Below are 21,284 nucleotides of genomic sequence, written 5' to 3' on the forward strand. Positions count from 1 at the left end.
GCGGTCCGTCCGGGCCGTCGCGGTCCACAAGATCGGAGCATGTCGGGCGTGGGGCCCGGCGCGCGAGCCCGGGGGAGTGAGATGGCTGTCGCCAGTGTCGTCATACCTGCCCACAACGAGGCAGCCACGATCGGCCGCAACCTGCGCGCCCTCCGCAAGGGCACCGGTGCCGACCTCGACGTGGTCGTCGTCTGCAACGGCTGCACCGACCGGACGGCCGACGTGGCACGCGCCGCCGACCCGGGTGCACGCGTCATCGAGATCGCGCAGCCCTCGAAGGTCGAGGCCGTGCGGGTCGGCAACGCCGCGACCGACGTCTTCCCGCGCATCCACCTCGACGCCGACATCGAGCTCGACGGGGCCGCCGCGCTCCGGCTCATCGAGCCGATCGCCCGCGAGGAGGTCCTCGCCACCGCTCCCCGACGCGACGTCCCCCGCACCGGCTGCTCACGCTGGGTGCGCTGGTACTACGACGTCTGGGAGGCGCTGCCCCAGGTGGAGCACGGACTCTTCGGCCGCGGCGTCGTCGTCCTCTCCGAGCAGGGGCAGGCGCGGGTCGCCGCGCTCCCGCGGATGATGAGCGACGACCTCGGCATGTCCGACTCGTTCAGCAGCGACGAGCGTCGCGTCGTGCCCAGCGCCGTCGCCGTCGTGCACCCGCCGCGCACCGTCCGTGACCTGGTGCGGCGCCGGATCCGCATCGCGACCGGCAACGCCCAGGCCGGCCAGCTCGGCGTACGTCGCCCCGCCTCGCGCACCAGCGCGCGCACCCTGCTCGGCCTCGCCGTCACCCGGCCCGGCCTGGCCCTCCGACTCCCGGTGTTCGTGGCCGTCCACGTCGCCGCCCGGCTCGGCGCCCGCGGGGCGCTGAGGTCCGGGGACTTCACCACCTGGCAACGAGACGAAAGCTCACGCACATGACCTCACTGTCCAACGCGCGGTCACGCGACCGCGCCCTCGTCGCTCCCACGGCGACCGTCGAGGACGGCGCCCGCGTCGGTCCCGGCGCCCAGGTGTGGGACCAGACCGTCGTGCGCTCGGGGGCGCAGGTCGGCGACGGCACCATCCTCGGGCGCGGCGTCTACGTCGGCCCCGGGGCGCGCATCGGGGAGCGCTGCAAGGTGCAGAACCAGGCGCTGGTCTACGAGCCGGCCGTCCTGGGCGACGGTGTCTTCATCGGCCCGGCGGTCGTGCTCACCAACGACACCTACCCCCGGGCCGTCACGACCGACGGCCGGCGCAAGAGCGCCGAGGACTGGGAGCCGGTCGGCGTGACCATCGAGGAGGGAGCGTCCGTCGGGGCGCGCGCCGTGTGCGTGGCCCCGGTGCGGATCGGCCGCTGGGCCAGCGTCGGGGCGGGCTCGGTCGTGACGCGCGACGTGCCGGACCACGCGCTCGTCGTCGGCTCGCCCGCGAGGCGGATCGGCTGGGTCGGGCGCAGCGGTGTCCCGCTCGTCTCGGACAACCGTGACCGGTGGATCTGCCCGGTCACCGGAGAGGTCTACGTGGAGGCCGACGGCCGACTGGAGGAAGCACGATGAGCACCCGCACCACCGGCCCGCTGGGCATCGCCGTCATCGGCGCCGGCTACTGGGGCCCCAACCTGGTCCGCAACTTCGGGGCGTCCCCCGACTGGAGCCTCGAGCTGGTCTGCGACCTCGACCTCGAGCGGGCCCGGCGCATCGCCGGCCCGCACGTCGAGGTCACCGACAGCGTTGACCGGGTGCTCGACGACCCGCGGATCGACGCGGTCGCCATCGCCACCCCGGCGCGGACCCACCACGGCCTGGCGCTGCAGGCGCTGAGCGCGGGCAAGCACGTGCTGGTGGAGAAGCCGCTGGCAGACAGCGTCGTTCGCGGCCGCACCATGGTCGACCTGGCGGACGCGCAGGGCCTGACCCTGATGACCGACCACACCTACTGCTACACCCCGGCCGTGCAGAAGATGCGCGAGCTGGTGAGCAGCGGCGAGCTCGGCCAGGTGCACTTCGTCGACTCGGTCCGCATCAACCTCGGGCTCGTGCAGCCCGACATCGACGTGCTCTGGGACCTCGCCCCGCACGACCTCGCGATCCTCGACTTCGTGCTGCCGGGCGGTCTGCCGACCACGGGCATCGGCGCGACCGGCGCCGACCCCATCGGCGCCGGCCGCGCCTGCGTCGGCCACCTGACCCTGCCGCTGCCGGACGACGGCCTCGCGCACGTGCACGTCAACTGGCTGAGCCCGACCAAGATCCGCCAGATGGTGATCGGCGGCTCGCGCCGCACCCTGGTGTGGGACGACCTCAACCCGCAGCAGCGGCTGAGCATCTACGACCGCGGCGTCGACCTCGCCCGCACGTCGGTCGCCGGCGCCGACCGCGCCGCCTCCACCGTCTCCTACCGCCTCGGCGACACGTGGTCCCCGGCGCTGCCCGAGCGCGAGGCCCTCGGGTCGATGGTCACCGAGTTCGCCGCGGCCATCCACGAGGGCCGTCCGGCCCTCACCGACGGCCGGTCCGGGCTGCGCGTCCTGGAGGTGCTCGAGGCCGCCTCGCGGCGGCTGGCCGAGCGCGCGGAGACGGCGTACGACACCGCGCTGCCGGTCCCGGCCGGCCCGCCGCCGGTGCCCCGCCAGGCCGGATCCACGAGCGAGCCCGTGATGGAGGGCGCCCGATGACCGCGCTGGCCGGAGCGACCGCCCTGGTGACCGGCGGTGCCGGCACGATCGGGTCGACGCTCGTCGACCAGCTCTTCGACGCCGGGGCCGCCCAGGTGCGGGTCCTCGACAACTTCGTCCGCGGACGCGAGGCCAACCTCGCCGACGCCCTCGGCCGCGACGGCGCCGACCTCGTCCTGGTGCGCGGCGACATCCGCGACCGCGACCTGGTCCACGACCTGACCAGCGGCTGCGACGTCGTCTTCCACCAGGCGGCCATCCGGATCACGCAGTGCGCGGAGGAGCCGCGGCTGGCGCTGGAGGTGCTCGTCGACGGGACCTTCAACGTCATCGAGGCGGCGGCGACCACGCCCGGTGTCGACAAGGTGGTGGCGGCCTCGTCGGCGTCGGTCTACGGGCTGGCCGAGGAGTTCCCGACCCCCGAGCACCAGCACCCCTACGACAACGACACCTTCTACGGAGCGGCCAAGACCTTCAACGAGGGCATGCTGCGCAGCTTCCGCGCCATGAACGGCCTCGACTACGTCGCCCTGCGCTACTTCAACGTCTACGGCCCGCGGATGGACGTGCACGGCCTCTACACCGAGGTCCTCGTGCGGTGGATGGAGCGCATCGACGACGGCATCCCGCCGCTGATCTTCGGCGACGGACGCCAGACCATGGACTTCGTCTTCACCACCGACATCGCGCGCGCCAACGTGCTCGCGGCGTCCAGCGGCGTGGTCGAGGGCGTCTACAACGTGGCCCGCGGCGAGGAGACCAGCCTGCTGGGGCTCGCCGAGACCCTGCTGCGGGTGATGGGCTCCGACCTGCCCGTCGAGCACGGGCCGGAGCGCGGCGTCAACGGTGTCGTACGACGCCTCGCCGACACGTGCGCGGCCGAGCGTGACCTCGGCTTCGTCGCGACCACCGGCCTCGAGGACGGACTGCGCCAGCTCGTCGAGTGGTGGCGTCCGCAACGCGAGCAGATCGCCGCCGGGCGCCCCGTGGCGGTGACGTCATGAGCCTCGACCACCTCGCCGAGCAGCAGCTGACGCGCATCAACGTGATGCAGCCGTGGCTCGGCGAGGAGGAGGTGGCCGCCGTCTCGGAGGTGCTCCGCTCCGGATGGGTGGCCCAGGGTCCGAGGGTGGCGGAGTTCGAGGCCGCCTTCGCCGCGTCCCAGCAGGTCGCCCACGCGGTCGCGCTGAGCAGCTGCACGACGGCGCTGCACCTGGCGCTCGTCGTCGCCGGGGTCGGCCCCGGGGACGAGGTCGTGGTCCCGTCGTTCTCCTTCGTCGCCACCACCAACGCACCGACCTACGTCGGCGCGACGCCGGTCTTCGCCGACGTCGACCCCGTCACCGGCAACCTGACGGCCGCCACGATCGCCACGGTGGTCACCCCGCGGACACGCGCGGTGATCGCCGTGGACCAGGGCGGGGTCCCGCTCGACCTGCGCGCGATCCGCGCGTGGTGCGACCCCCTCGGCATCACGGTGGTCGAGGACGCCGCCTGCGCCGCCGGATCCACCGCGCACGGCCGCCCGACCGGGTCGGAGGCGGAGATCGCCACCTGGTCGTTCCACCCGCGCAAGCTGCTCACCACGGGCGAGGGCGGGATGCTCACCACCTCACGCGCGGACTGGGCCGCGCGCGCCCGCCGGCTGCGCGAGCACGCGATGAGCGTCTCCGCCGCCGACCGGCACGCCAGCCTCCTCGCACCGCCCGAGAGCTTCGACGAGGTCGGCTTCAACTTCCGGATGACCGACCTCCAGGCGGCCGTCGGGCTGGTCCAGCTCGGCCGGCTCCCCGAGATGGTCGCCCGCCGCCGCGAGCTCGCCGCGAGGTACGCCGACGCGGTCGCCGCCATGCCCGGCCTCCGGCTCGTGGGCGACCCCGCGTGGGGCACCACCAACTACCAGTCCTGCTGGCTCGAGGTCCTCCCGGAGCACCCGATGGACCGCGAGCAGATGATGGAGCACCTCGCCGCCGCGGGCATCTCGGCGCGGCGCGGCATCATGGCCGCCCACCGCCAGCCGGCCCACGCGGACCGGCCCCACGTGCCGCTCCCGGTCACCGAGCGGCTGACCGACGCGACACTCGTCCTGCCGCTGTTCCACCAGATGACCGACGCGGAGCACCAGCGGGTGTGCGACGCCCTCGCCTCGGCGTGGCGACCGTGAGCGGGCTGGTGCTGGTCGGCGCCAGCGGGCTGGCCCGGGAGGCGACCGCGGTCGCGGTCCTGCTCCAGCACGACGGCCCGGTCCAGGTGGTCGACGACGACCACGCCCGGTGGGGCACCCTGCACGGCCTCGCGCCGGTGCTCGGTGCGGTCGACCTGGTGCCCGGGCTGGTCGACCACGAGGTCGTCCTCACCCTCGGCAAGGGCCGGATCCGCCGCCGGGTCGCGACGCGCCTGGCCATGCTCGGCCTCGACGCCTCGCGCTACACCACCCTGCTGCACCCGCGGCTCGTGCTGCCTGGCAGCTGCCACATCGGCCGGGGCTCGATCGCCCTCGACGGGGTGGTGCTGACCGCCGACGTCGAGGTCGGCGAGCACGTCGTCCTGATGCCGCACGTCACCCTCACGCACGGCTGCACCGTCGCCGACTACGCCACCCTCTGCGCCGGGGTGTCCCTCGGGGGTGACGTCGAGGTCGGCGAGGCCGCCTACCTCGGCATGAACGCCTCCGTGCGCGAGGGCGTGCGCATCGGGGCCGACGCCACCGTCGGGATGGGCTCGGTGGTCCTCGACGACGTACCCGCAGGAGAGACCTGGGTGGGAGTGCCCGCCCGACCGATCCGGACAGGAGTCCATGCATGAGCAGCAACAGCAGCACCGTCCCCTTCGTCGACCTCGCCTCGCAGCACGCGGAGGTCGCGGCCGAGGTGGAGGCGGGGATCGCGGCGGTCTTCGCTGCCACGGCGTTCGTCGACGGCCCGGCCGTCGCGGACTTCGAGCACCAGTACGCCTCGTTCGTCGACGTCGACCACTGCGTCGGCGTCGCCAACGGCACGGACGCGCTCGAGCTCGCGCTGCGGGCGGCGGGGGTCGGGCCGGAGGGCGAGGTCGTCATCCCGGCCAACACCTTCATCGCCACCGCCGAGGCGGTCTCGCGGATCGGCGCGGTCCCGGTCCTCGTGGACTGCGACGACGAGCGCCTGCTCATCGACCCCGACCTGGTCGAGGGGGCGATCACCGACCGCACCCAGGCCGTCGTGGCCGTGCACCTCTTCGGCCAGCTCGCGCCCGTGGAGCGGCTCGCGCAGGTCTGCGGCGACGCGGGCGTCCCCCTCGTCGAGGACGCCGCGCAGTCGCAGGGCGCCCGGCTCGCCGGCCGCGGCGCGGGTGCGCTCGGCACGGTCGCGGCGACCAGCTTCTACCCCGGCAAGAACCTCGGTGCGGCGGGCGACGCCGGCGCGGTCACCACCGACGACGCGACCATCGCCGCCGAGGTGCGCCGCCTGCGCAACCACGGGTCCTCGACCCGCTACGTGCACGACGTGATCGGCATGAACTCCCGGCTCGACACGGTGCAGGCGGTCTACCTGCGCGCCAAGCTCGACCGGCTCGAGAAGTGGAACGAGCTGCGGGTCCGCGCGGCTGCCCGCTACGACCGCCTGCTGGCCGACGTGCCCGGCGTACGCCGCCCGCTGCTCGGCGCGGAGGGGCAGCACGTGTGGCACCTCTACGTCGTCCGGGTCGCCGAGCGCGACCGGGTCCTGGCGGAGCTGGGCCGGGCCGGCGTCGGCGCCGGCATCCACTACCCCTACCCGGTGCACCGCACCGGCGCCTACGCGCACCTCGGCCTCGGGCCCGGGACGGCGCCGGTCGCGGAGGCCGCGGCCGGGGAGATCCTCTCGCTCCCGATGCACCCGCACCTCACCGAGGCGCAGCAGGACCGCGTCGTCGAGGTGCTCGCCGACGCGGTGGCGGGCGGCCGGTCGTGACCACCCTGCTCGTCGCCAACGACGGCGGCCACCTGATGCAGCTGCACACCCTGCGGCCGCGGCTCGGCGTGGGCGACGACGTGGTGTGGGTGACGCCCCGTACGCCGCAGACGGAGTCGCTGCTCGCGGGGGAGCGGGTCCACTGGGCACTGCCCTGCCCGCCCCGGGACACCCGGGCGCTCGCGCGCAACGCGCTCGCGTGCCGCAGCCTGTTCGCCGACCACGACGTCACGCTGGTCGTCAGCACCGGCGCCGCGCTCGCCCTGGCGGTGCTCCCGCAGGCGCGGCTGCGCGGCATCGAGACGGTCTACATCGAGAGCGCGACCCGGCTGGCCGCGCCCTCGCTGTCCGGCCGCGCCCTCGCGATGGTGCCCGGCATCGCGACCTTCAGCCAGTCCAGCGCCCTGGCGCGGGGCCACTGGCAGTTCCTCGCCTCGCCGTGGGAGCTGTACGAGACGGCACCCGCCGTCGAGCGACCGGTGCGGTCCATGGTGGTGAGCCTCGGCACCCAGGACGGCTACGGGTTCCGCCGCCTCCTCGACCGGCTGGTGCCCCTCGTGCCGGAGGGCGCCGAGGTGCTGTGGCAGACCGGCGGCACCGACGCCAGCGGCCTCGGGATCGACGCCCGCGAGCGGGTGCCTTCGGAGGAGATGGCGTCCGCGATCCGCGCTGCCGACGTCGTGGTCGCCCACGCCGGCACGGGCATCGCGCTCATGGCCCTCGAGAACGGCAAGTGCCCGATCCTGGTGCCCCGCCGGGCCATGCACGGCGAGCACGTCGACGACCACCAGCTCACGATCGCGCTCGAGCTCGCGCTGCGCGACCTGTGCATCTCCCGCGACGCCGACAGCCTCAAGGCGCGCGACCTCGTGGCCGCCGCGAGCCGCACCGTCACCAAGGTGAGCGACCCGCCGCCGCTGCACATCAGCGGACTGCGGATCCCGCGCCAGCGTTCGCGCGGCGCTCCGGCCCAGGCGGCGGGTGCCTGATGGCGTCCTGAATTTGGGGATATCGGGTCCCAGCGGTCGTCGCTCGGGTGGCGCGCCAAGAAGATCTGACCGTGGCGCCGTTGGGGTGCGTCAAGAGGATGGGGATGAGATGGACAGCGCTGTCGCGAGTCGTACGGTTGGTCTCGGACGGGCATGGACGGTGCGGTTGCTTGTTCTGGCGGTGGTCGCGGCACTCAACGCGCTCCTGGGTCCGGCGTCGCTGGGCGGGCCTGCCCCCGCGAACGCGGCCGATCCCTGTGCTCCGGGCGGCAACAAGATCGCGTGCGAGAACTCCAAGCCTGGCACCGACCCCGCTGTGTGGGATGCGATCTGGGGAGCGGGCGACGAGTCGATCCAGGGGTTCTCGACAGACATTTCTGTCAACGTGGGCCAGCGCATCGACTTCAAGATCAAGACCGACGCGTCGGCCTACACCATCGACATCTACCGCATCGGCTACTACCAGGGCAACGGCGCCCGGAAGATCACCTCCGTCACGCCGTCAGCCTCGTTGCCGCAGAGCCAGCCCAACTGCATCTCGGACCTGACTACTGAGACCTACGACTGCGGTAACTGGGCCGTGTCGGCATCCTGGAACGTACCGTCCACCGCTGTCTCGGGGATCTACATCGCGCACCTCAAGCGCGGCAATGGAGACGCCAGCCACATCACCTTCGTCGTGCGCGACGACGCGAGCACCTCCGACGTGATCTTTCAGACCTCGGACACGACGTGGCAGGCCTACAACACCTACGGCGGCTCGGACTTCTACCGGGGCGGAGCCAACGGTCGTGCCTACAAGGTTTCCTACAACCGCCCCGTGCTGACTCGCGGTGGAATCGGTGGACGGGACTTCTTCTTCGCCAATGAGTACCCCATGGTGCGCTTCCTGGAACGCAACGGGTACGACGTCTCCTACATGGCCGGCGTCGACTCCGACCGCCGCGGCCAGCTCATCAAGAACCACCGGGTGTTCCTCTCGGTCGGGCACGACGAGTACTGGAGCGGCGCGCAGCGCGCCAACGTCGAGGCGGCCCGAGACGCCGGAGTGAACCTGCAATTCCTCAGTGGTAACGAGGTGTACTGGCGCACGCGCTACGAACCCTCGATGGACAGCAGCCACACTCCCTACCGCACTCTTGTCACCTACAAGGAGACGTGGGACCGGATGAAGTCCGACCCCGCCCCGCAGTGGACAGGGACGTGGCGAGACCCGCGATACGCACCGACCTCGCAAGGCGCGGGGCGGCCTGAAAATGCGCTGACAGGCACTATGTACCAAGCCAACTACAGCGACCTCCCGGTCACCGTCAGCGCAGAAGAAGGAAAGTATCGGCTTTGGCGCAACACCTCTCTGGCAAGCCTGACGACCGGTCAGTCTCGGCAGTTGGCGCCGCACACCGTCGGTTACGAATCAAACGAGGACATCGACAACGGCCACCGGCCTGCGGGGCTGGTGCGGCTGTCGACGACCGTCGGGCCGACGCCTGAATACCTCCGCGACTACGGGAACTCCGTGACGCCAGGAACCACTACCCACAACCTCACCCTCTACCGCGCAACGAGCGGTGCGCTCGTCTTCAGTGCCGGGTCGGTCCAGTGGACTTGGGGCCTGGACGGCGAGCACGACTCGCCCTTCCTCGCCGAACCTCCGGACATCCGGATGCAGCAGGCCCAGGTCAACCTGCTGGCCGACATGAACGCCCAACCCAGCACGTTGATGGGCGGGCTCGTGACTGCGACGAAGTCCACCGACACCACCGGTCCGACCGTTACGATCACCTCGCCGGCTGCCGGCGCCACGATCGCCAACGGGACCCAGCGCACCGTCAACGGCACCGCGACGGACGTGGGAGGCGGCCGTGTCGCCGGGGTCGAGGTCTCGACCAACGGGGGCGACACCTGGCACCCCGCCACGGGTACCACATCGTGGTCGTACAGCTACGTCCAGAAGGGGATGGGCACCGTTGCGGTGCGCGTCCGCGCCAGCGACGACAGTGCCAACATCGGCTCGGTCGCGACCCGAAACGTCAACGTCAGCTGCCCGTGCTCGATCTTCGGTGCGGAAGTCCCGCCGGTTGCGGCCGCGGACGACAGCGGCGCGGTCGAGCTCGGGCTTCGCTTCACCCCCACCAGCGACGGCTACATCTCCGGTGTGCGCTTCTACAAGGGCACCGGCAACGGCGGTAGCCACAAAGGCTCCCTGTGGAGCAGCAGCGGCGCCCAACTCGCGACCGGCACCTTCGCGAACGAGACCACCACTGGTTGGCAGACCCTCAACTTCACCTCACCCGTGCCGGTGATCGCCAACCAGACCTATGTCGCTTCTTACACCGCCCCCCAAGGAAGGTATGCCCTGGGCACGGACGCGTTCTGGGCCGCATCGAGAGCGGCACCGCCGTTGACCGTCCCCGGCGGATTCGGGAGTGCGCCCTCCGGGGTCTTCGGATACGCGGGACTGTTCCCGGCCAACAGCTACCAGAGCAGCAACTACTACGTGGACGTGCTGTTCACCACCGTGGACAACTCGCCGCTGGTGACCACGAGCCAGTGGCCGGTCGCCGGCTCCACCAGCGTGCCGGCCAACACGACGGTGCGCGCCACGTTCTCGAAGCCCATCACACCCGGCTCGGCCACCATCGTGGTCAAGGACGCGCTCGACCAGACAGTGGCGGGCAGCTCCGCCTACGACGCGACGACGCGGACGATCACTTTCACGCCGTCAGCACCCCTGGCAAGCTTCGTCGAGCACACCGCCACGGTGTCGGCGACCGACAGCTTGGGCCAGCAGGTCTCGGCCGGCAAGACGTGGACGTTCCGGACCGCCAAGCCGCCCACCGCGCCGGGCGTGTGCCCGTGCAGCCTGTTCGACGACGGGTCCCAGCCGAGCGTCCTGGAAGACTCCGACCAATCACCGGTCACGCTGGGCGTGCGCTTCAGCTCCTCGGTCGACGGCAGCGTCACCGCCATCCGGTTCTTCAAGGGCCCGAACAACACCGGGAGCCACGTGGGCACCCTCTGGTCCGCCAACGGCACGCAGCTGGCGACGGGCACGTTCAACGGCGAGTCCACGTCGGGGTGGCAGACCCTGGTGCTCAGCACCCCCGTCACGATCACCAAAAATACCGACTACATCGCCTCCTACCGCGCACCTGCGGGTCGCTACTCGGTCACGCCCAACGGATTCTCCTCCGGCTCGCTCTCCCGTTCGCCGCTCAATGTGGCGAGCAACGCGGGCGCCTACACCTACGGAACGGGTTTCCCGTCGAACACCTCGCCCAGCAACTATATGGTGGACGTGGTCTTCGAGAAGGCGCCGGCGCCCCTGACGGTGACCGGGCAGTCGCCGGCACCCGGCGCTACCCAGGTCGGCCGTGGCAGTCAGGTCGTGCTTGAGGTGAGCACGCCGCTGGCAAGCGGCTACTCGGTGGCCGTCACCTCGGGCGGTATGCCTGTCCCGGGCACGACGACCCTCGGTGCGGGAGGCACCCGACTGACCTTCACCCCAACCAGCACGCTTCCTGCCGGGGCGACCATCAACGTAGTGGCGTCCGGTCTCACGTCGATCGAGGGCGCCACCCTCGTCAACCAGTCCTGGTCCTTCCAGACCCGAAGCAGCGAGCCGGCCGAGGTGCAGAACTTGTTCGGGTCCGTGACGCCCGCCAACGCCACGAACGATGACAGCTCGCCCGTCGAGCTCGGGGTCGAGTTCACCCCGACGAAGGCCGGGCAGGTCACCGGGATCCGCTTCTTCAAGGGTGCAGGCAACAACGGGGTCCACCAGGGCTCCCTGTGGTCGGCCAGCGGCACCAAGCTCGCCGGGGTCACCTTCGTCGGCGAGACCGACTCCGGCTGGCAGACGGCCATGTTGAGCACGCCCGTCGACGTCACGGCCGGCACGCCGTACGTTGTGTCGTACTTTGCCCCCCAGGGCCACTACGCGACGACGGCCGGATTCTTCAACAACCAGTGGGTGTCCGGCGATCTGCGATCGTCCGCGACGACGAACGGCCGCTACCGCTACGGCGCCAGCGGCGGGTTCCCACAGTTCTCCTGGAACGCCACGAACTACTTCGTCGACGTGCTGTTCGAGAAGACGCCGTCTGCGGTCACCATTGCCTCCCGTACGCCGGACGCCGGCGCCACGGGTGTCGTGGCGGACGTGTTGCCGAGGATCACCTTCTCCGACGCCATCACCGCGACCGGGTGGTCGATGACGGTCAAGCAGGGAAGCACGAGCGTCCCAGGATCGGCGTCCCTATCAAGCGACGGTACCCAGATCACGTTCGACCCGACTGCGGACCTCACGGCCAGCACGACGTACTCCGTGGAGGTCGCGGGCGTGAAGTCGGCCGACGGGATCGCTATCGCTACCGAGTCGTGGTCGTTCACGACGGCGGCCTCGACGGCCCCTGTCAGCAGGCTCCTCGACGGACTGACCCCTGCTGCCCACGTTCAGGAGAACGACCCCCTCGAGCTGGGAATGGCCTTCTCGACGAGCTCCGCGGGATCGGTCACCGGCGTGCGGTTCTGGAAGGGTCCGGGCAGCTCCGGTACCCACACCGGATCGTTGTGGAACTCCGCCGGGACGCGGCTCGGGACGGTGACCTTCGCCAACGAGTCGACCGACGGCTGGCAGACGGCCGAGTTCTCCTCGCCCATCGCGGTTGGCCCCGGGCAGGAGTACGTGGTCTCCTACTATTCGCCCAGCGGCGACTACTCGGTCACCGGCGCCTACTTTAGTCAGGCGCGCACAGTCGGACCTCTGACGGCGCCGGCCGGAGACAACGGGCGCTACCGCTACGGGAGCGGTGGCGGGTTCCCGACCGGGTCGTGGAACTCAACCAACTACTTCGTCGACGTGCTCTTCCGGCAGGCGCCGTAGCAGTGCTCGTGTCCACGCGCAGAGATGGGCTGCTCCGAGGGGGGACGATGCCATGACGACGACCGTCACGCCCGATGCGCGGGCGAACGCGGGTCGCGCGCTTGCTTGGAGCCTGCTCAACACGGCAGTGGCCAAGTTCGGTACGGTGGCGATCGGCATCGCCCTGGCCAGGATGCTCGGCCCGGAGGAGTTCGGCACCTTCGCCGTCGCGACGGTCGCGCTGCTCGCTGTCCTCAGCTTCAACGAGCTCGGCGTCAGCCTCGCCATCGTGAGATGGGAGGGCGACCCGGCCGACATGGCCCCGACCGTGACCACGATCTCGACGGTCATGAGTCTCGTCCTCGGCGTGATGATGGTCGCCGCTGCGCCTGCGTTCACTGCCGCAATGGGAGCTCCGGAGGCGACGCTGCCCGTGCAGCTGCTCTCGCTCAGCGTGCTGATCAACGGCGTGGTGGCCACGCCGGTCGCTCTGATGCAGCGTGCCTTCCGGCAGGACCAGAGGATGATCGCCGACCAGGTCAACGTCTGGCTGGGCGCAGCGGTGTCGCTCGCCATGGCAGTCATGGGCTTCGGCGCCATGTCGCTCGTGGTGGGCAGTCTCGTAGGAGGCATCGTCTCCGGCGTCCTCTTCCTCCGATTCTCGCCGCACCCGCTTCGTTTCGGGTACGACCACGTCCTGGCTCGTCGGCTGCTGGCCTTCGGTCTCCCGCTGGCGGGGGCGAGCATCATCGTGTTCCTGGTCAGCTTCATCGACCAGCTCGTGGTGGGTCGCATGCTCGGCCCCGAGCAGCTCGGCTACTACGTGCTCGCTGTCAACCTGGCCAGTTGGCCGCTGACCCTGTTCTCGAAACCGCTGCGCAGCGTGGCACCCGCGCTCTTCTCACGGATGCAGCACGATCCAGAAGCCATGAGCAGCTCATTCGGCCGCGTGCTGAGGCCTGTCGCGGCCGTGGGCTTCCCGCTGTGCGCGCTGATCGCTGTTGCCGCTCCGCAGATCGTCGCCTTCCTCTACGGTGAGGCGTGGAACGGTGTGGGAGAGGTACTGCGCTGGCTCGCGGTTCTCGCCGCGGCCCGGCTGTTCTTCGAGCTGAGCTACGACTATCTCGTCGTGCGGGGGCGCTCGCGTGCGCTGCTCCGCATCCAGGTGGTCTGGCTCCTGTGCCTGGCGCCGGCTGTCTGGCTCGGCGTGCGCGGGGGTGGCACGGAAGGCGCCGCACTGGCGTTGCTCTTGACGTCGGTGTGCGTGAGCTTCCCCATGTACGTGCTCGAGCTACGCCGGGTCGGGGTCGGGTCGCGAGGTGTGGCGACCGCGGTGTCTGCCCCGGTCTTGGGTTCGGTGCTCGTGATGGTCGTCGTGCTGGCCGTGCTGCACCAAGGGTCATCCGGGATCGTGCCGTTGATGGTCTCCGGGATGGTGGCCGTCCTAGCGGCAGCCGTGCAGATGTGGTGGATCAGGGGGGACCTGTCGGTGTTCCGGACGGGTGCCGCATGAGGGGGGAGAACACATGAGGGTGATCGTCTATCCGCACGCTATGGAGCTCGGGGGCAGCCAGCTCAACGCCATCGAGCTCGCGTCGGGGGTGCAGGCCCTCGGTCACGACGTGACGCTCTACGCCGATCCGGGAGATCTCGTCTCCTACGCGCAGGCGCGCGGCCTGGAGGTCATTACCCGCCGTAGATCGCCGCTCTGCCCTTCGCCCGAGCGGGTCGTTGAGCTGCGTCGCCTTGCTGCTCGCCGCTCCGCACAGATTCTCCACGGCTACGAGTGGCCGCCGATCCTCGAGTGTCACGCGGCGAGCTGGGGTCGTCCGCAGCTGGCGCCGGTGGGGACCGTGATGTCGATGGGGGTCGCGGGCTTCATTCCTCGCTCGTCGCCGCTCGTCGTCGGGACCGAGCGCCTGCGGCGTCGAACGGCGGAAGGTCGGCCGGGCCCCGTCCTGCTGATGGAACCCCCCGTCGACACCGTCGCCAACGCGCCAGGCACGAACGGGGCGGCGTTCCGCGCCTCGCTCCCTCCGGCGCCGGGCTACCTGGTCGTGATCGTGTCGCGGCTCGCGCACGAGCTCAAGCTCGAGGGGATCCTCACCGCGATCCGGTGCATCGGCGACATGGCCCACAGGCGGGACGTCCGTCTTGTCATCGTCGGCGACGGTCCTGCTCGGCGCGTGGTGGAGGAGGCGGCAGCGGCCGCCAATCGCGGTCATGCCAGCGACGCGGTCATTCTGACGGGCGCCCTCGAGGACCCGCGCGGGGCGTATGACGCCGCGGACGTGTGCATCGCGATGGGCGGCTCGGCCTTGCGGGCCATGGCCTTCGGCAAGCCGCTCATCGTGCAGGGAGAGCGCGGATTCTTCCAGACCGTGACCGCCCAGACCGTACCCCTCTTCCTCGAGCAGGGGTGGTACGGGCAGGACCATCTCGACCGCGAGGAGGCGGCGGCGAGGCTGGCGGGCCTGGTCTGCGAGCTCCTCGACGACCCCGCCCGGTCGGCTGAGCTCGGCGCGTCCGGGCGATCGCTGGTGCTGAACCGGTTCAGTCTCGAGGCGGCCGCCAAGTCCATGGTGTCCATCTACGAGACGGCACTGCTCGACACGCCGCGGTTCCCGCAGCCCAGGGAGGTGCTGGAGTCCGCGGGGCGGTTGGCGACGCACAAGGTGCAAGCGCGGTGGGAGTCCCTGCAAGGACGCGGTCACCGCGACGACTTCAACGCGAACCCGTTGTGACCTCTCCGCGGGCGGGCAGGCCGATGATCTCGAGGAGCTGACGGGCGCGGCTGTCCCAGTCGTGGGTGTAGGCAAGCTCCCGGCGCGCGCGCACGAGAGCGTCGTCGCGGTCGCGACGGGCGAGTCGCTCCGCGGCGACGGCGAAGGCATGCGGCGTGCTCGCGCACTCGACCAGCTCGGTGTCCAGCGCCGTGACGCCGGGCAACGGCGTTGATAGGGCAGCGCGTCCCGCCGCGAGGTACTCGAGCGTCTTGAGCGGCGAGCTCGCCTGGTTGAACGCTGAGGTCACGTAGGGAGTGAGCCCGACGTCCATCACACGCAAGTAGGACGGGAGCTCGGCGTAGGCCTTGTTGCCCACCCACACCACGTTGGGACGCTGCACCAGCTCCTCGAACCGCTGGCCCCCCCACTGCTCCACTCGGGGTCCGACCAGGAGGAGGGTGATGGGTCGGGCCGCTACCGCCTCCAGCACGTCGAGGTCGATGCGGGCGGACAGGTGGCCCACCACGCCGACGACCGGTCCCTGCGCCTGCACGTCGTCGGGGAGGGGCGCGTCGTCCACGCCGACGTAGTGTCGGGTGTTGGCCCCGTTGGGCAGGACGAAGGTGGGTCGGTCCACCTGCCAGCCGTCGGTGATCACCGAGGAGACCGCGCCGACGTGGGTAGCTTCGACGAGCCGCCGGCGCTCGAGCTCGCGCAACCAGCCCGGGTCGCGGCCGAGGAGGTCCGCGCCGGCGTCGTACGCGTCGGTGGCGTAGTACACCCGAGTGGGGGCGGAGCTCACGTCAAGCGGCGCGAAGGGACTAGTCGACACGACGGCGTAAGCCCGGCGCCCGTCGGAACGCACGACCCGACTCACGCACGCCCGCACCCAGGCCTCCGTGACGGAGAACATCCACCTGCGGTGCGGCATCGGTGGGACGGCGATACTGAGGCGCCGGACGCCCGCGGCCTCGTCCTCCAACCGGGGGAGGAGCCGGTCGCCCGGCCGTCGCGTCATCACCGAGCGCGGCGGATCGATCCACAGCACGTCGACGTGGGGCGCAAGTGCGGCGACGAGCTGCCGGTCAGTGCCCGCGAGCGAGTCCCACCTTGTCCCCGCGCGCCACAAGACCAAGGGTCGTGCGCCGTCGTCTCTGGTCCCGTCCGTCCTGGCTCCCTTCATGTCCTTCACCGCCAGCGCTTGATGGCTCCGACGAGGTGCCGCTCGGCCTGCCGCGCCGGGGCCTGCCTGCCGAGCACCGAGGTCCGCACGCTGGCGCCGGTGTCGCTGCTCACGACCGAGAAGCGCGGCTGCAGCCACGACCCCTCGTGTGCCCAGCGCCGGTCGCTGGTGTGTACAGCCGTGTAGCCCAACCGGCGCAGCTCACGAAGGAGGCGACGGTCGTACCTGCCGAGGGGAAGTGCCGCTTGGTCGACCGGTGCACCGATGACACCCGCGATCACGTCCCTGGCGTCCTCCAGCTCGCGTCGACTCTCTGCGGGAGTCAGGCCGCGCCACGGTCGATGGGCCATGCCGTGGGTGCCGATCGTCATGCCGGCGGCAGCGAGCGCACGCACGTCATCGGAGCCGAGGCTGCCAGGCTGGTCGAGCCGGCCCGCGAGCACGAAGAAGGTGGCGGTAAGACCGCGCGCCAGCAACGCGGGCAGGCCGTGGACCATGTCGGAGGCGTTGGCGTCGTCGAAGCTGATCCTGACGCGATCGTCGCCGGCGATGGCGTCGAGGACCCCGAGGAAGGTGTCGTGCGAAACCCAGTAGGGCGCCTCGCCCGGCTCGAGCTCGCGCCCCGGGATGCCGATCCCATGGAAGCACACGTTGACGCGCGTCGGACCCCCCATGACCATGCCGTCACGCTAGGAGCCCCGAAGGTGGTCGTCGACCTGCCCGACGTTGATACCCCAAATGTGGGTAATGCCCGGGCCCTGGCGTCCCAGCGCATGCGCGCGTCGGATGCTGAGGGCATGGGGGGTTCCGCAGTCGTGCTCGCTCCGATCTCCGGGACTGACGTCCCCGAGGTGGGGGCGTACCTGCACCACGCCCTCAACCCGAGGCTCAGTGCTGATCAGTGGGCGCGCTCGATGGTGCCACCCTGGCCGAGCGAGGCGCCCAACCACGGGTTCCACCTACGTAGTGACGGCCGCGTGGTCGGCGCGGCCCTGGCCTTCTACTCCGAGCGTCCTGTAGACGGACGTGTCGAGCGCTTCTGCAACCTCGCGGCCTGGTGCGTCGACGACGAGCACCGCTCGCAGGGCCTGCGGCTGCTGCGCGCCCTTCTCGGCCAGCGTGGGTACTCCTTCACCGACCTGTCGCCCAGTGGCAACGTCGTCGCGCTGAACGAGCGGCTGAAGTTCCGTCACCTCGACACCGCGACACGACTCGTGCTCAATGCGCCACTCCCCTCACGCGGCGTCCACCTCACCACCGATCCAGGGGGGATGGCGAGCCGTCTCAGCGGGACCCCACGCCGCATCCTCGAGGACCACCTCGGTGCGGCGGCGGCCCGCCACGTGGTTCTCGACGTCGACGGCGAGCCGCTCTACGTCATCCACCGCAAGGACCGCCGCAAGCGGATGCCGGTCTTCGCGACGCTGCTCTACGTGTCATCCGCCGAGCTGCTCCCGCGCGCCTGGAACCGGCTCTCGCGCCACCTCCTGGCGCAGGGAGCGCTCGCCACTCTCGTCGAGGACCGGGTGGCCGGCTGGACGCCGCCCGGCGGAGTGGTCCTGGCCAATCCGAGACCGAGAATGTTCCGTAGCGACGCGCTGGGGGCTGCGGACGTCGACTACCTCTACAGCGAGCTGACCTGCGTCTCGTGGTGAGCGGTCGAGGTGATCTGAGTTGGATGGTAGATGTGAGGACAGGCCGCATGTGAGCGGCAAGAGGGGGAGGCGTCGATGAGGACCCGGGTGCACCACTTGCTCGAGGAGGCGGCCGCGCGCCATGGCGCGCGTGCGGCACTGACGGCGGGCGCCGTCACCCGCACGTACGACGAGGTGTGGGGAGACGTGCGCTCGGTGGGCGCCGGGTTGGACCGCTTGGGTGTGGTCCGTGGCGACCGGGTGGCGGTGTTCCTCGACAAGCGCATCGAGACCGTCGTCTCCATGCTGGGGGCCTCGCTCACCGAGGCTGCTTTCGTGCCCGTCAACCCGGTCTTCAAGCCGCGCCAGGTCGCCCACGTGGTCCGCGACAGTGGTTCGGTGGTGCTCGTGACGACCGAACGACGCTGGGCCACGCTGGCCGGTGAGCTCGAGGGAGCCGACCTCCGGCATGTGATCCTCGTCGACCGCGACACCTCACTGGGCCCCACGGAGGGTGTGGCAGGAGGCGTGTGTCTGCACTCGTGGGCCCGGCTGTCGGACGCGGACCCGCTGCCCACGCCGTCCCCGCGACTGCCGGACCTCGACCGTGCCGCAATCCTCTACACCTCCGGGAGTACCGGGTCACCCAAGGGCGTCGTGCTCAGTCACCGCAACCTCGTGGTCGGTGCCGAGAGCGTGAGCAGCTACCTCGGCAACACCTCCGACGACGTCATCCTCTCCGCGCTGCCGCTCAGCTTCGACGCGGGCCTGAGCCAAGTCACCACCGCAATGGCGGTCGGCGCACACGTGGTGCTCGCCAACTACCTCGTCGCTCGCGACCTCATCGCCCTGTGCGCCCGGCATCAGGTGACTGGGCTGACCTGCGTGCCTCCCCTCTGGATCCAGCTGACCGACCAGGAATGGCCAGATGAGGCGACTCGGTCCTTGCGCTACTTCGCAAATACCGGTGGACGGATGCCAGCGACGACCCTCAAGCGACTGCGTGAGACGTTTCCGGACGCCGCGCCCTTCCTGATGTACGGACTCACCGAGGCGTTCCGATCGACCTACCTCGACCCGGCACAGGTGGACCAGCGGGGGGACTCGATCGGCAAGGCCATCCCCAACGCCGAGATCCTCGTCCTGCGCCCAGACGGCACGTCGTGCGACCCGGGCGAGGAGGGGGAGCTCGTCCACCGCGGTCCACTGGTTGCGCTGGGCTATTGGAACGATCCCGAGCGCTCCGCCCAGCGTTTCCGACCGCTCCCGGGCACCCCCGGTTGGCAGGCAGCGGAGCTCGCGGTGTGGTCCGGGGACACGGTGGTCGCCGACGAGGAGGGCTACCTCTACTTCGTGGGCCGCACGGACGACATGATCAAGACCTCGGGATACCGGGTGAGCCCCACCGAGATCGAGGAGGCGGCCTACGACACCGGGCTGGTCCGGGACGCGGTGGCACTGGGCATCCCCGAGGACGGCCTGGGGCACCGCGTCGTGCTCGCCGCCGCCCCACACGCGCGCGGCGACGGCCTCGACGTGGCGGCCCTGCTCAGGGTGCTGCGGCGCGAGCTGCCGCTCTACATGGTGCCGGCGGAGGTCGTCGTGCGCGAGGAGCTTCCGCGCTCGCCGAACGGCAAGTTCGACCGGGTCGCGCTCGCAGCGGAGGTTGCCCGCGACCTCGCGGATCGCGGGACGGGAGGTGCATCGTGATCGCCGCAGAGCATGCACGACGCTTCCTCTTCGAGGACGGTCGCGTCCGGGTTGGCGGCCTTGGCCTCGAGCGCCTGGCGGCGAGGGTGGGCTCCACCCCCTTCTTCGCCTACGACCGGGGACTACTCACCGCGCGGGTGGCCGAGGTGCGCGCCGCGCTGCCCGACGATCTCGACCTCGGGTACGCGGTGAAGGCCAACCCGATGCCGGCGCTCGTCCAGCACCTAGCCGGCCTCGTCGACACCCTCGACGTGGCGTCGGCCGGTGAGATGGCGGTCGCGCTCGACACGGGCACGCCGGCCGAGCGCATCACCTTCGCAGGTCCCGGCAAGACCGACGACGAGCTGCGTCGCGCCGTGGCGGCCGGGGTGCTGGTCGAGGTCGAGTCCGAAGGGGAGGCTCGACGGCTCGGAACCGTCGCTCGCGCGTTGGGTCTGGCCGCCCGCGCCGCGATCCGCGTCAACCCCGACTTCGCGGTCAAGGGATCCGGGATGCGGATGGGAGGTGGACCTCAGCAGTTCGGCGTGGACGCCGAGGCCGTCCCTGCGCTGATGGACCGGTTGGCCGGCATCGGGATGGAGCTGGAGGGGTTCCACGTCTTCGCCGGCTCGCAGAACCTGCACGCCCCTATCCTCGCCGAGGCCCAGGAGCGCACGGTGGACCTGGTGCTCCAGCTGGCCAAGTACGCCGCCGGACCGGTCCGCTACGTCAACCTCGGCGGTGGGTTCGGCATCCCGTACTTCGAGAAGGACCACCCCCTCGACCTCGACGCCGTCGGGGCGAACCTGAGGCGACTGTGCGCCGAGCGTCTCCGTCCGGTGCTGGGGGAGGCCCGCATCGGTGTTGAGCTGGGGCGCTACCTCGTGGGGGAGGCCGGGGTCTACGTGACCCGGGTCGTCGACCGCAAGGTGTCGCGCGGGGTGACCTACCTCGTAGTCGACGGCGGCATGCACCACCAGCTCGCGGCCTCGGGGAACTTCGGCCAGGTCATCCGTCGCAACTACCCGATCACCGCGGACGTCGCAGGCGCGGCGGACCCTGAGGGCGAACGCGAGGAGGTCACGGTCGTCGGCAGCCTCTGCACTCCGCTCGACGTCCTGGGCGACAAGGTACGACTGCCGTCCGCCGACGTCGGCGACCTCCTCGTCGTGCACCAGGCCGGCGCCTACGGCCTGACGGCCAGTCCTACGGCGTTTCTCGGGCACCCGGCACCAGCAGAGGTGCTGGTATGACTGCTGGCGCGCCGACCACGCACCTCGCACGCAGCACATCCGAACGAAGCACAGAGCCGGAGGCATCCATGCAGCCCAGCCATGACCACGTCCATGCGGTTATCGAGGTGCTCGTGAGCACCTTAGGCATCGAGGACCAGGCATCGACCCTCGATGCCTCGACGCCGCTCTTCGGCGAGCTACCTGAGCTCGACTCTCTCGGCGTGGTGGAGCTCGCGGCGGCGCTCGAGGAGCACTTCGACATCGAGGTCGCCGACGATGACGTCACCGGGGAGGTCTTCGAGACGGTCGGCAGCTTGGCCGACTTCGTGGCGGGGAAGCAGGTCTCCAGCGCTCCGTGAGCGGACGGTAGCTC

Annotated in this window: 17 protein-coding genes; 15 read left to right on the forward strand and 2 right to left on the reverse strand. The window is 70.9% G+C overall.

Annotated features, from left to right (window positions below; all coding sequences use genetic code 11):
• Positions 1 to 81 precede the first annotated feature (81 nt).
• From NYO98_RS11775 to NYO98_RS11825, 11 genes are all read left to right on the forward strand, one after another.
• Positions 82 to 921 carry a glycosyltransferase gene (locus NYO98_RS11775; protein WP_268111905.1) on the forward strand — a complete coding sequence of 280 codons (840 nt, stop codon included), beginning with the start codon at positions 82 to 84 and terminating at the stop codon, positions 919 to 921.
• Positions 918 to 1,541: an acyltransferase gene (locus NYO98_RS11780; RefSeq protein WP_268111907.1), complete on the forward strand. Its 624-nt coding sequence runs from the start codon at positions 918 to 920 to the stop codon at positions 1,539 to 1,541. The genes NYO98_RS11775 and NYO98_RS11780 overlap by 4 nt, the downstream gene beginning before the upstream one ends.
• Positions 1,538 to 2,659, forward strand: coding sequence for a Gfo/Idh/MocA family protein (locus tag NYO98_RS11785; protein ID WP_268111909.1), 1,122 nt, complete (start codon positions 1,538 to 1,540; stop codon positions 2,657 to 2,659). The genes NYO98_RS11780 and NYO98_RS11785 overlap by 4 nt, the downstream gene beginning before the upstream one ends.
• A complete protein-coding gene (locus tag NYO98_RS11790) occupies positions 2,656 to 3,663 on the forward strand; it encodes an NAD-dependent epimerase/dehydratase family protein (protein ID WP_268111910.1) in 1,008 nt (335 codons plus the stop codon). Before NYO98_RS11785 ends, NYO98_RS11790 begins: the two co-directional genes overlap by 4 nt.
• Complete coding sequence (locus NYO98_RS11795; RefSeq protein ID WP_268111912.1) at positions 3,660 to 4,823, forward strand: DegT/DnrJ/EryC1/StrS family aminotransferase; 1,164 nt, start codon at positions 3,660 to 3,662, stop codon at positions 4,821 to 4,823. The genes NYO98_RS11790 and NYO98_RS11795 overlap by 4 nt, the downstream gene beginning before the upstream one ends.
• On the forward strand, positions 4,811 to 5,464 hold the full coding sequence (locus NYO98_RS11800) for a NeuD/PglB/VioB family sugar acetyltransferase (protein ID WP_268111913.1): 654 nt from the start codon (positions 4,811 to 4,813) through the stop codon (positions 5,462 to 5,464). The genes NYO98_RS11795 and NYO98_RS11800 overlap by 13 nt, the downstream gene beginning before the upstream one ends.
• Complete coding sequence (locus NYO98_RS11805; protein ID WP_268111914.1) at positions 5,461 to 6,591, forward strand: DegT/DnrJ/EryC1/StrS family aminotransferase; 1,131 nt, start codon at positions 5,461 to 5,463, stop codon at positions 6,589 to 6,591. Before NYO98_RS11800 ends, NYO98_RS11805 begins: the two co-directional genes overlap by 4 nt.
• Positions 6,588 to 7,580, forward strand: a complete 993-nt coding sequence (locus NYO98_RS11810; protein ID WP_268111915.1) for a glycosyltransferase — start codon at positions 6,588 to 6,590, stop codon at positions 7,578 to 7,580. Before NYO98_RS11805 ends, NYO98_RS11810 begins: the two co-directional genes overlap by 4 nt.
• 109 nt (positions 7,581 to 7,689) lie before the next feature.
• On the forward strand, positions 7,690 to 12,465 hold the full coding sequence (locus NYO98_RS11815; protein WP_268111916.1) for a DUF4082 domain-containing protein: 4,776 nt from the start codon (positions 7,690 to 7,692) through the stop codon (positions 12,463 to 12,465).
• Between the two features lie 52 nt (positions 12,466 to 12,517).
• The gene (locus tag NYO98_RS11820; RefSeq protein ID WP_268111917.1) at positions 12,518 to 13,957 is read left to right on the forward strand and encodes a lipopolysaccharide biosynthesis protein; all 1,440 of its coding nucleotides are present in this window, start codon (positions 12,518 to 12,520) and stop codon (positions 13,955 to 13,957) included.
• A 13-nt stretch (positions 13,958 to 13,970) separates the two neighbouring features.
• The gene (locus NYO98_RS11825; protein ID WP_268111918.1) at positions 13,971 to 15,188 is read left to right on the forward strand and encodes a glycosyltransferase family 4 protein; all 1,218 of its coding nucleotides are present in this window, start codon (positions 13,971 to 13,973) and stop codon (positions 15,186 to 15,188) included.
• On the opposite strand, the gene NYO98_RS11830 is transcribed toward NYO98_RS11825, so the two are convergent.
• Both NYO98_RS11830 and NYO98_RS11835 read right to left on the reverse strand, forming a co-directional pair.
• The gene (locus NYO98_RS11830) at positions 15,169 to 15,972 is read right to left on the reverse strand and encodes a glycosyltransferase (RefSeq protein WP_268111920.1); all 804 of its coding nucleotides are present in this window, start codon (positions 15,970 to 15,972) and stop codon (positions 15,169 to 15,171) included. The two genes, NYO98_RS11825 and NYO98_RS11830, sit on opposite strands and share 20 nt — an antisense overlap.
• A 386-nt stretch (positions 15,973 to 16,358) precedes the next feature.
• Positions 16,359 to 17,033 (reverse strand): polysaccharide deacetylase family protein, encoded by a 675-nt coding sequence (locus tag NYO98_RS11835; protein ID WP_268111921.1) that lies wholly within the window; start codon positions 17,031 to 17,033, stop codon positions 16,359 to 16,361.
• 117 nt (positions 17,034 to 17,150) lie between these two features.
• On the opposite strand from NYO98_RS11835, the gene NYO98_RS11840 reads away from it, so the two are divergent.
• From NYO98_RS11840 to NYO98_RS11855, 4 genes are all read left to right on the forward strand, one after another.
• Complete coding sequence (locus tag NYO98_RS11840) at positions 17,151 to 18,008, forward strand: hypothetical protein (RefSeq protein WP_268111922.1); 858 nt, start codon at positions 17,151 to 17,153, stop codon at positions 18,006 to 18,008.
• Between the two features lie 75 nt (positions 18,009 to 18,083).
• Entirely contained in the window at positions 18,084 to 19,697 is a 1,614-nt protein-coding gene (locus tag NYO98_RS11845; protein ID WP_268111923.1) for an acyl-CoA ligase (AMP-forming), exosortase A system-associated, read from the forward strand.
• A complete protein-coding gene (locus NYO98_RS11850) occupies positions 19,694 to 20,929 on the forward strand; it encodes a pyridoxal-dependent decarboxylase, exosortase A system-associated (protein WP_268111925.1) in 1,236 nt (411 codons plus the stop codon). Before NYO98_RS11845 ends, NYO98_RS11850 begins: the two co-directional genes overlap by 4 nt.
• On the forward strand, positions 20,926 to 21,270 hold the full coding sequence (locus NYO98_RS11855; protein ID WP_268111926.1) for an acyl carrier protein: 345 nt from the start codon (positions 20,926 to 20,928) through the stop codon (positions 21,268 to 21,270). The genes NYO98_RS11850 and NYO98_RS11855 overlap by 4 nt, the downstream gene beginning before the upstream one ends.
• The last annotated feature ends 14 nt before the right edge of the window (positions 21,271 to 21,284 follow it).

This window comes from Nocardioides pini (assembly GCF_026712185.1).
Classification (GTDB): domain Bacteria; phylum Actinomycetota; class Actinomycetes; order Propionibacteriales; family Nocardioidaceae; genus Nocardioides; species Nocardioides pini.

Coding starts and splice junctions, on each gene's coding strand:
- NYO98_RS11775 (WP_268111905.1), top strand. CDS start 82: ATGGCTGTCGCCAGTGTCGTCATACCTGCCCACAACGAGGCAGCCACG.
- NYO98_RS11780 (WP_268111907.1), top strand. CDS start 918: ATGACCTCACTGTCCAACGCGCGGTCACGCGACCGCGCCCTCGTCGCT.
- NYO98_RS11785 (WP_268111909.1), top strand. CDS start 1,538: ATGAGCACCCGCACCACCGGCCCGCTGGGCATCGCCGTCATCGGCGCC.
- NYO98_RS11790 (WP_268111910.1), top strand. CDS start 2,656: ATGACCGCGCTGGCCGGAGCGACCGCCCTGGTGACCGGCGGTGCCGGC.
- NYO98_RS11795 (WP_268111912.1), top strand. CDS start 3,660: ATGAGCCTCGACCACCTCGCCGAGCAGCAGCTGACGCGCATCAACGTG.
- NYO98_RS11805 (WP_268111914.1), top strand. CDS start 5,461: ATGAGCAGCAACAGCAGCACCGTCCCCTTCGTCGACCTCGCCTCGCAG.
- NYO98_RS11815 (WP_268111916.1), top strand. CDS start 7,690: ATGGACAGCGCTGTCGCGAGTCGTACGGTTGGTCTCGGACGGGCATGG.
- NYO98_RS11820 (WP_268111917.1), top strand. CDS start 12,518: ATGACGACGACCGTCACGCCCGATGCGCGGGCGAACGCGGGTCGCGCG.
- NYO98_RS11825 (WP_268111918.1), top strand. CDS start 13,971: ATGAGGGTGATCGTCTATCCGCACGCTATGGAGCTCGGGGGCAGCCAG.
- NYO98_RS11835 (WP_268111921.1), bottom strand. CDS start 17,033: ATGGTCATGGGGGGTCCGACGCGCGTCAACGTGTGCTTCCATGGGATC.
- NYO98_RS11840 (WP_268111922.1), top strand. CDS start 17,151: ATGGGGGGTTCCGCAGTCGTGCTCGCTCCGATCTCCGGGACTGACGTC.
- NYO98_RS11845 (WP_268111923.1), top strand. CDS start 18,084: ATGAGGACCCGGGTGCACCACTTGCTCGAGGAGGCGGCCGCGCGCCAT.
- NYO98_RS11855 (WP_268111926.1), top strand. CDS start 20,926: ATGACTGCTGGCGCGCCGACCACGCACCTCGCACGCAGCACATCCGAA.